This window comes from Streptomyces kebangsaanensis (genome assembly GCF_001906585.1).
GTDB lineage: Bacteria > Actinomycetota > Actinomycetes > Streptomycetales > Streptomycetaceae > Streptomyces > Streptomyces kebangsaanensis.
Window position 1 is genome coordinate 34,816 of sequence record NZ_JUJA01000149.1, and the last position, 6,654, is coordinate 41,469.

Genomic DNA, 6,654 nt, shown 5'->3' on the forward strand with positions numbered 1-6,654 from the left:
GGCGCCGCCGACGGGGCCGGACGGGCGTCGACCCCGCCGGATCGGGCATGATCCGACGTGGTGATACTGAACGTGCACGCCGTCCCCCGCCCGCAGATTGGCCATGTCGAACTCTCCCTCCTCCCGCCCCGCGGCCCCGCCCACGGTGTGGCCCGCCCGCGGCCGTCACGAAGGGCCGGCCGCGGAGGACGCCGTACGGCGTCGCCTGAAGCGGCTCAAGGCCGACGGTGTCCTCCAGGACCACCTCGTACCGGAGAACGCCGATCCCGTCCGCGAGCAGGTCTTCGAGGCCCGCTGGCTCGCGCCCGGCGAGGTGACCGTACGGGCCCGGCTCGCCCTGTCGCCCCCGCACGGCTCCGGGCCCGGACAGGCGCGGGAGTGGGTGCTGATGGCGGAGGCGGAGCAGTCCTGGGATCCGCGGTGGCCCTCCCCCGCGGTCATGTTCTGGCCGCAGGAGTCCGGTGCCGGCTGGGACCGCGAAGCCGTCACGGGCCTGCGGCTCGGGGACGCCAACTCCCTTCCCGAGGACGACAAGGAGCTCAGGCGCGTCCTGAAGCACGCGGTGCGGGACACCTGGGCCGTCCACGTCGTCGTGCACGAGGCCATGACGCCGGACGAGCACGGCCGGCTGCCGCTGGTGCGGCTGCTGCCGGAGGGGCTGCGGCACCGGGTCGTGGAACACCGCGCCGCGCCCCACCGGTTCCGGGCCGTCAACTGGGTGCTGGACGACTTCGGCGCCCGGGTGCCCCGCGGCGGCGCCGTCGTCCTGCCCGGCAGCCCGGCGGCGCCCGGTTACGACGCGGACGGGTTCTCCGTGCGCAGCGTCTTCCTGGACGGCACGGAGCCCACGGAACTCCTCGACGCGATCACGCGGTTCGCCGCACTGCCCCGGCCCCTGCCGGCCGGCGCCGAGGAGGCGCTGACCGCGCTGCGCGAGGAGTGGCACCTGATGACCATGGAGGAGGAGCTCGCCCGCGCGCGTGAGCTCGCCGCCATGTACGCCGAGGCCCTGGAGGCGATGACGAGGTCCCGGGACCTGTACCGGGAGGCCGCCGAGCGGGCCCACGAGGCGCTCGCCGTGTACCAGGAGGCGGAGGCCGAGGGCGCGCTGCCCGCGAGGAGGCAGGGACGTGCGTCCGCGGGGTCGCCCTTCCAGCAGCTGGCACGCGGCTTCGGGCGCCTGAAGGACACGGCCCTGTCGCTGCGCCCCGGCGCCGCCCCGGACGGGACCTCCCGGGAGGGAACGGCCTCCCCGGCCGGCGGGGGCTCCGAGGACGCCTCCGAGTCCTCCTCCGGGCTCACGCGGCCCCGGACCGGGGACTGAGCCCGGTCCGGGGAGTGCTGCCCGGCGTGGACGGAACACCCGGAGTGCTCACGGCACCGGCGGGTCGACGGTCCGTGAGTCCGGTGCGGCCGGCCGGGGCGGGGGATGCCTCTCGGCCACCTGGACCATCAGCAGCAGCGTCAGCGCGGCCAGACAGGCCAGTGAGGCGCACACCGCGGTGAGCCCGGCGCTCCGCGGCGGCGCCACGGTGATCGCCAGTGCCCGGGTCAGCTCGGCCGAGGCGAACCGGCCTTCGACGTAGCCGGCCCCCGCGAGCACCGCGGGGAGCACCGCCCCGGCCACCAGGGCCACCACGCCGGTGCGCAGGAGCAGCACGAGGGCCAGTGCCCCGCACAGCCCCGACACGGCGAGGGCGAGCACGCAGAGCGGGACGGGCACGCCCTCCCACCGCATCGGGAAGTGCGCCGCGCCGCACACCACGAGTGCCGCCGCGGCGATCCAGCCCGGCCGGAAGACGGGGCGCCCTGCCTTACGGCCCGGCGCGTCGGCGACCGGACGCTCCTCCTCCACGGGCCGCGCGGCGCACGGCTCGCCGTACGGCTCGTCGTGCCGTTCCCGGGCCAGCCGGCCGATCAGCTGCACGAGGTCCTCCACCGTGCGGCCGGCCGTGGCCGCACGGACCGCTTCCCGTGCGCAGTGCGGCTGCTGCGGCGGCCGGTGCAGCAGGGCCACCAGCCGGGTCACGTCCGCCGCGCAGCGGCTCGTGACCGCGGCGCGGATGGTGTCGTCGGCGCTGTCGGCCGGACGCGGCGGCCGGGTCAGCTCGGCGACCAGTCGGGCGACGTCCTCCACGGGCCGGTGCAGGGCGACCGCGCGCAGGGCGTGGCGGACGGCGTCGGCGTACTCGGGCGTCTCCTCCAGAAGGGCGACGAGCCGGACGACCTCCTCCACGGGCCGGTCGCCGACGGCTGCCCGGACCAGGCCACTGAGCGGATCACCGTCCGCGCTGCCGTCCTCCCCGTCTTCCACCGTGCCGCCGGGCGGCCCGGACCGGTGGATCTCCTCGGGGAAGGCGACGACGGACCGGTTCGACCAGGTTGGTGGGGTGCGGGTGGTCATCTGTGCTCCATGGCAGGGGTGCGGCCGCCTCTGCGCCCCCGAAGGCGACACGCCGTTTACCCTGGCCATTACAAGGGGGCGCTCTGCCCGGGCACCAACGGTGCGAGGCACTTGGGTGACTCCGTCCGGCGGTCATGGAAGCGCGGCGACCGGGCATCCGACAGGATGCGTCTGCCGGCGAGCAGGACGACAGGAAGGGGCGGGAACCGTGGATTCCACCGAGAAGGTGCTGCTCGTGGCCGCCGTGCTCGCGGCCGCCGTGCTCGGCGTGGCCGTCGCTCTGCTCGTGCGGCTGGTGCGCACCCGGCGCGATCTGCGCCGCGCCGGGCTTCCGACGGGGCCGCGCTGGGTCTTCTGGGGTGCCGTCGCGTATCTGATCCTGCCGACGGACCTGCTGCCCGACCCGGTGTACCTGGACGACATCGGTGTCCTGCTCCTGGCACTGCGCTCGCTGCACGCCGCCGGCGGTGAACGGCTGTCCCTCCCGGCACGCCGAACGGGACGTTTCGGACGTCGTGGGCATATGAACGCCGACGACTACGCTCCGTAAGGAAACCATTCACCCGTTCGATTCGTATAAGTGGTCGGGAACCCGAAAAAGTCAGCGGGCCAAGCGACGCCGCAAGGACGACCACCGCTTGATCGCGGCTGCACCGACAGGGGAGAGACGATGCAACCGTTCGCGCTCAACTACGCACGTCCGGCAGTGGAACGGGAAGTGACCACGCCGTACGTCTATGACTCCGGGCTGCAGTTGAACGTCACCGTGGACGGACGGATCGCCGCGTCCGACCACGCGCTCCTCAGGGAGCTGGGCACCACGACCTCCACCGCGGGCTCCAAGACGCACTTCGACGACTGAGCGCGGCCCGCGACGATGACCGTACTGATCCTGACCGGCGAGGAGGACGTGACGGCGGACATGGTGGTGGTGCACCTGAACGCCTCCTCCGTCCCGGTGGTCCGGCTGGACCCGGCGGACCTGACCGCGGGCGCCGCCCTGTCGGGCGAGTACGTCCACGGCTCCTTCCGCGGCCATCTGTCCGCCGGCGGGCGGCTGGTGAGCGTCAGCGGCCTGCGCTCGGTCTGGGTGCGCAGGCCGGGGGTTCCGGCGGCCCGGGCGGCGCAGCCCTCCGCCTGGCTGACCGAGGAGGCCGCGCAGGCCCTCTACGGGATGCTGCGCGGCTGCGCCGCCCGGTGGATGAACCATCCCGACGCGGCGCCGCGCGCCCGGCACAAGCCCTGGCAGCTGTGGCTCGCCCAGCGCAGCGGCCTGCCCGTGCCGGCCACCCTGATCACCACGTTCCCGCAGGCCGCCCGGGAGTTCGCCGAGCGCTTCCCGGACCTGGTGGTCAAGCCGGTCTCCGGCGCGCATCCCCAGGAGCCGCCGAGGGCCGTGCCGACCAGCCGGGTCGCGCCGGAGGCGGACTTCGGTGCGGTGGCCTACGGACCCACACTGCTGCAGCGCAGGGTCGCCAAGCGCGCCGACATCCGGCTGACCGTCGTCGGCGACACGCTGCTGGCCGCCCGCAAGGCGACCCCGGCGGACGCCGACCCCGACGAGGTGGACGTCCGGTTCGCCACGTCCGGTACGCCGTGGCTGCCGGCCGAGGTGCCGCCGCGGGTGGCCGCGGCCGTGCGCACCTATCTGCGGGAGGCCGAACTGGCCTACGGCGCGTTCGACTTCGCCGAGGACGCGGACGGGACGTGGTGGTTCCTGGAGTGCAACCAGTCCGGGCAGTTCGGGTTCATCGAGGTGGAGACCGGCCAGCCGATCGCCCGCACCATCGCCGAGTGGCTGGCCCACCCCACCCCGCGGGGCCGCGAACAGGTCAACGGCAGGCGCACGGTGGCTCCTTGATCGCAGGCACGCCGTGCCACAAAAGGCCCGGCGAAAGCCCGGGAGCCCCCGTCCGCCCGCCCTCGCGCGCGGACGTCAGACAGCCAGGGACAGGCCGCCCTCACCGTCCGCCTCCGCGGCGGCCGCCGCGGGCCGCCCGGGAGCGAGCAGCAGTGCGTCCGCCTTGCCGATCGCGTCGTCGATGCTGGTGGTGCCCATCATGACGCACAAGGTGTAACTGACGTCCGCCAACTCCCGGGCCGTCTCGTCCCGTCCCCTCTCCGCCTGAGCGATCTTCAGCGATGCGTACCGAGTCAGCAACGTCCTGACGACCTTCGGGTCCGGAATCAGCACGGAGCCCCCTCTCTCGATTTTTGCTGCTCCTGCCCCCGGCACGCCGTGCCATGCATACCGGCTGCCTCATGAGCACACCTTCGACCGGATTCAGTCGCTTTCCGGTGGCCCGGCCACCGGTCGCCGCCGGGGACCCGCCGGCGTCACCGGCCGCGGTCCCCGGAGCCGCGCCCCGTCACCGCGCGGCGCTCCCTCGCGGTCATGCCGCCCCAGACACCGTCGTACTCACGGTTGCGCAGGGCCCAGTTCCGGCACTCGCGCAGCACGGGGCACCGGTGGCACACCGCGCGAGCCTGTTCTGTCTGCCGCAGCGAGAGGCCGCCCTCCCCGAGCGGGAAGAACAGCTCGGGATCCTCGAAGCGGCACGCCCCGTGCTCGCGCCAGTCCATCTGCGGGGTAGAACTCACCGAGGCCTCCGCTCACACTCGGCCGCCCTTGTCCGGGCAGCTCCCGTCCGCGGCAACAGGGCGCCGCACGACCCGGCAGAGGTATCGGCAATATAGGTGCATTTCGGTCTCGCGGCCAAGACCCTGCCCGCCGCACGGGGGGGTGCGTGCAGGAAAACACCGCGCCGTGAACCCCGAGGGCCGGGCGGTCTGCGGCCGCCAGGAGGTTTCGGCGGAAAAATATTCGTTCTGGTGGCCGAATCCGAGTGGTCCCCGAGCAGCCGGTACGGCCCGGAGGTCCCGGGCCGCCGCTCACTCGGCGAGCGCGTCGGCGAGCTCCGTCGTGGCCCGGGCGATGTCCTGGTCCCGGTCCGCCAGCAGCGCCGGCAGCACGCCGCTCCGGGCACGCACGGCCTGCCGCGCCCTGCGCTCCCACACCACGGGGTTCTCCCGGCGGCTGAGGACCTTGGGGTAGACCGCGGCGACGCTCTCCCACTGCCGGGCGTCGGCGATGTTCTTGAGCAACTGGATGATCTGCGGACGGCAGGTCACCCGCGGGAGCTGGGCGAGCTCCCACAGGAACGGGACCGTGGCGGCGGTCGCCTGTTCCACGACGAAGCCGTACTGGCAGATGCGCCTGCGCAGCTCCTCCAGGGCGGCGCGGGCGGTGACGGCGTCACCGCAGGCCACCCCGGCGAGCAACAGGGGGATGTCGGCCGCGGAGCCGGTGGAGTCCTTGATCTCGCTCCAGGGCACCCGCTCCAGGGCCGACAGGGGCGTGGTGGCGGCCACGCCGGTCGGCGGCGTCGCGCGGTCGGTGCGCTGGGTGCTCGGCTGATGCGTCGGTGCGGTGCGCATGGCGTCGGGCCTTTCAGCGGCGGTCGTATGGGTGCGTCTCCCTGATGCGGGGTCAGCGTGGGCCGCCCGCCGAGGGGTTGACGCGCTGGCTATTATCCACGCTGAGGCCGTCGGCGTGCAATTGCACGCGAAATTTCTCGTGAAAGTACACGGGTGCGGGAACGTGAACAACAAGGAGACTGCGGTGCCACCAGTGCGGAACGGAGTGCGGGCGAGCTCGTTGGACGCCCGCTGGATCAAGAGCCGGCACAGCAACGCCGAGGGCAACTGCGTGGAGGTCGCCGCTCTGGCCGGCGGCGGCATCGCGGTGCGCAACTCCCGTGATCCCGACGGCCCCGCCCTGGTCTACACCCCGGCGGAGGTGGCCGCGTTCCTGGCCGGCGCCAAGGAGGGCGAGTTCGACCATCTGCTGTGAAGCGGAGGGAAGTTGCCGACTTGTACGGGCGTACGCGCTGCGCGACGGGGCGGTGCGCTACTGTGACCCTCAAGTCCGCCGGCCCACTGGGAGTCAGGATGTCCGCCGAGCCGCACCGCCTCTCCCGCCTCGAACCCTATCTGGACCGGCCCGAACCGGCCCCGACCCTGCTGAAGATGCTGGTCGGTGTCCAACTGGCGGGCTTCCGCGAGGACGCCGGCCTGTCCCAGGAACAGGCGGCACGGGAACTCGGGTTCAGCGCCGCGAAGCTCTCGCGCATCGAGTCCGGCAAGGGACGCCGCCCGCCGGCGGAGGGCGACGTCCACTCCCTTCTGCGGCTGTACGGCACCGACGACTACGAGTCCTCGGTCCTGCTCAGGCTGCTGCGGCGGGCGGG

The 6,654-nt window shown here is 73.6% G+C and carries 10 protein-coding genes; 6 read left to right on the forward strand and 4 right to left on the reverse strand.

What is annotated here, in order from left to right; translation table 11 throughout:
* Window positions 1-103: 103 nt before the first annotated feature.
* Window positions 104-1,324, forward strand: a complete 1,221-nt coding sequence (locus RH94_RS24205; RefSeq protein WP_073949899.1) for a hypothetical protein — start codon at window positions 104-106, stop codon at window positions 1,322-1,324.
* A gap of 48 nt (window positions 1,325-1,372) precedes the next feature.
* Here RH94_RS24205 and RH94_RS24210 read toward each other — a convergent pair whose 3' ends face one another.
* Window positions 1,373-2,404: a hypothetical protein gene (locus RH94_RS24210; protein WP_199881046.1), complete on the reverse strand. Its 1,032-nt coding sequence runs from the start codon at window positions 2,402-2,404 to the stop codon at window positions 1,373-1,375.
* A 208-nt stretch (window positions 2,405-2,612) separates the two neighbouring features.
* Here RH94_RS24210 and RH94_RS24215 point away from each other — a divergent pair, with 208 nt between their 5' ends.
* The 3 genes from RH94_RS24215 to tgmB all read left to right on the forward strand — a co-directional run bounded on the left by RH94_RS24215 (window position 2,613) and on the right by tgmB (window position 4,265).
* The gene (locus tag RH94_RS24215; RefSeq protein ID WP_073949900.1) at window positions 2,613-2,954 is read left to right on the forward strand and encodes a YkvA family protein; all 342 of its coding nucleotides are present in this window, start codon (window positions 2,613-2,615) and stop codon (window positions 2,952-2,954) included.
* A gap of 120 nt (window positions 2,955-3,074) precedes the next feature.
* Window positions 3,075-3,266: a putative ATP-grasp-modified RiPP gene (gene tgmA / locus RH94_RS24220; protein WP_073949902.1), complete on the forward strand. Its 192-nt coding sequence runs from the start codon at window positions 3,075-3,077 to the stop codon at window positions 3,264-3,266.
* Window positions 3,267-3,281: 15 nt separating this feature from the next.
* Window positions 3,282-4,265 (forward strand): ATP-grasp ribosomal peptide maturase, encoded by a 984-nt coding sequence (tgmB, locus tag RH94_RS24225; protein ID WP_073949904.1) that lies wholly within the window; start codon window positions 3,282-3,284, stop codon window positions 4,263-4,265.
* 75 nt (window positions 4,266-4,340) lie between these two features.
* Here tgmB and RH94_RS24230 read toward each other — a convergent pair whose 3' ends face one another.
* From RH94_RS24230 to RH94_RS24240, 3 genes are all read right to left on the reverse strand, one after another.
* Window positions 4,341-4,598: a DUF5133 domain-containing protein gene (locus tag RH94_RS24230; RefSeq protein WP_073949905.1), complete on the reverse strand. Its 258-nt coding sequence runs from the start codon at window positions 4,596-4,598 to the stop codon at window positions 4,341-4,343.
* A 143-nt stretch (window positions 4,599-4,741) separates the two neighbouring features.
* Window positions 4,742-4,987: a WhiB family transcriptional regulator gene (locus tag RH94_RS24235; RefSeq protein ID WP_073949907.1), complete on the reverse strand. Its 246-nt coding sequence runs from the start codon at window positions 4,985-4,987 to the stop codon at window positions 4,742-4,744.
* A 309-nt stretch (window positions 4,988-5,296) separates the two neighbouring features.
* The gene (locus tag RH94_RS24240) at window positions 5,297-5,842 is read right to left on the reverse strand and encodes a hypothetical protein (protein ID WP_073949909.1); all 546 of its coding nucleotides are present in this window, start codon (window positions 5,840-5,842) and stop codon (window positions 5,297-5,299) included.
* A 184-nt stretch (window positions 5,843-6,026) separates the two neighbouring features.
* On the opposite strand from RH94_RS24240, the gene RH94_RS24245 reads away from it, so the two are divergent.
* Together RH94_RS24245 and RH94_RS44445 are read left to right on the forward strand one after the other, a co-directional pair.
* Window positions 6,027-6,257, forward strand: coding sequence for a DUF397 domain-containing protein (locus RH94_RS24245; RefSeq protein ID WP_073949911.1), 231 nt, complete (start codon window positions 6,027-6,029; stop codon window positions 6,255-6,257).
* Between the two features lie 98 nt (window positions 6,258-6,355).
* Window positions 6,356-6,654, forward strand: a 299-nt coding sequence (locus tag RH94_RS44445) for a helix-turn-helix domain-containing protein (RefSeq protein ID WP_234426001.1), incomplete at its 3' end; no start/stop codon positions are given.

Excerpts from the sequence above, each read along its gene's own strand:
- RH94_RS24205 (WP_073949899.1), top strand. The coding sequence starts at position 104 with ATGTCGAACTCTCCCTCCTCCCGCCCCGCGGCCCCGCCCACGGTGTGG.
- RH94_RS24210 (WP_199881046.1), bottom strand. The coding sequence starts at position 2,404 with ATGACCACCCGCACCCCACCAACCTGGTCGAACCGGTCCGTCGTCGCC.
- tgmA (WP_073949902.1), top strand. The coding sequence starts at position 3,075 with ATGCAACCGTTCGCGCTCAACTACGCACGTCCGGCAGTGGAACGGGAA.
- tgmB (WP_073949904.1), top strand. The coding sequence starts at position 3,282 with ATGACCGTACTGATCCTGACCGGCGAGGAGGACGTGACGGCGGACATG.
- RH94_RS24235 (WP_073949907.1), bottom strand. The coding sequence starts at position 4,987 with ATGGACTGGCGCGAGCACGGGGCGTGCCGCTTCGAGGATCCCGAGCTG.
- RH94_RS24240 (WP_073949909.1), bottom strand. The coding sequence starts at position 5,842 with ATGCGCACCGCACCGACGCATCAGCCGAGCACCCAGCGCACCGACCGC.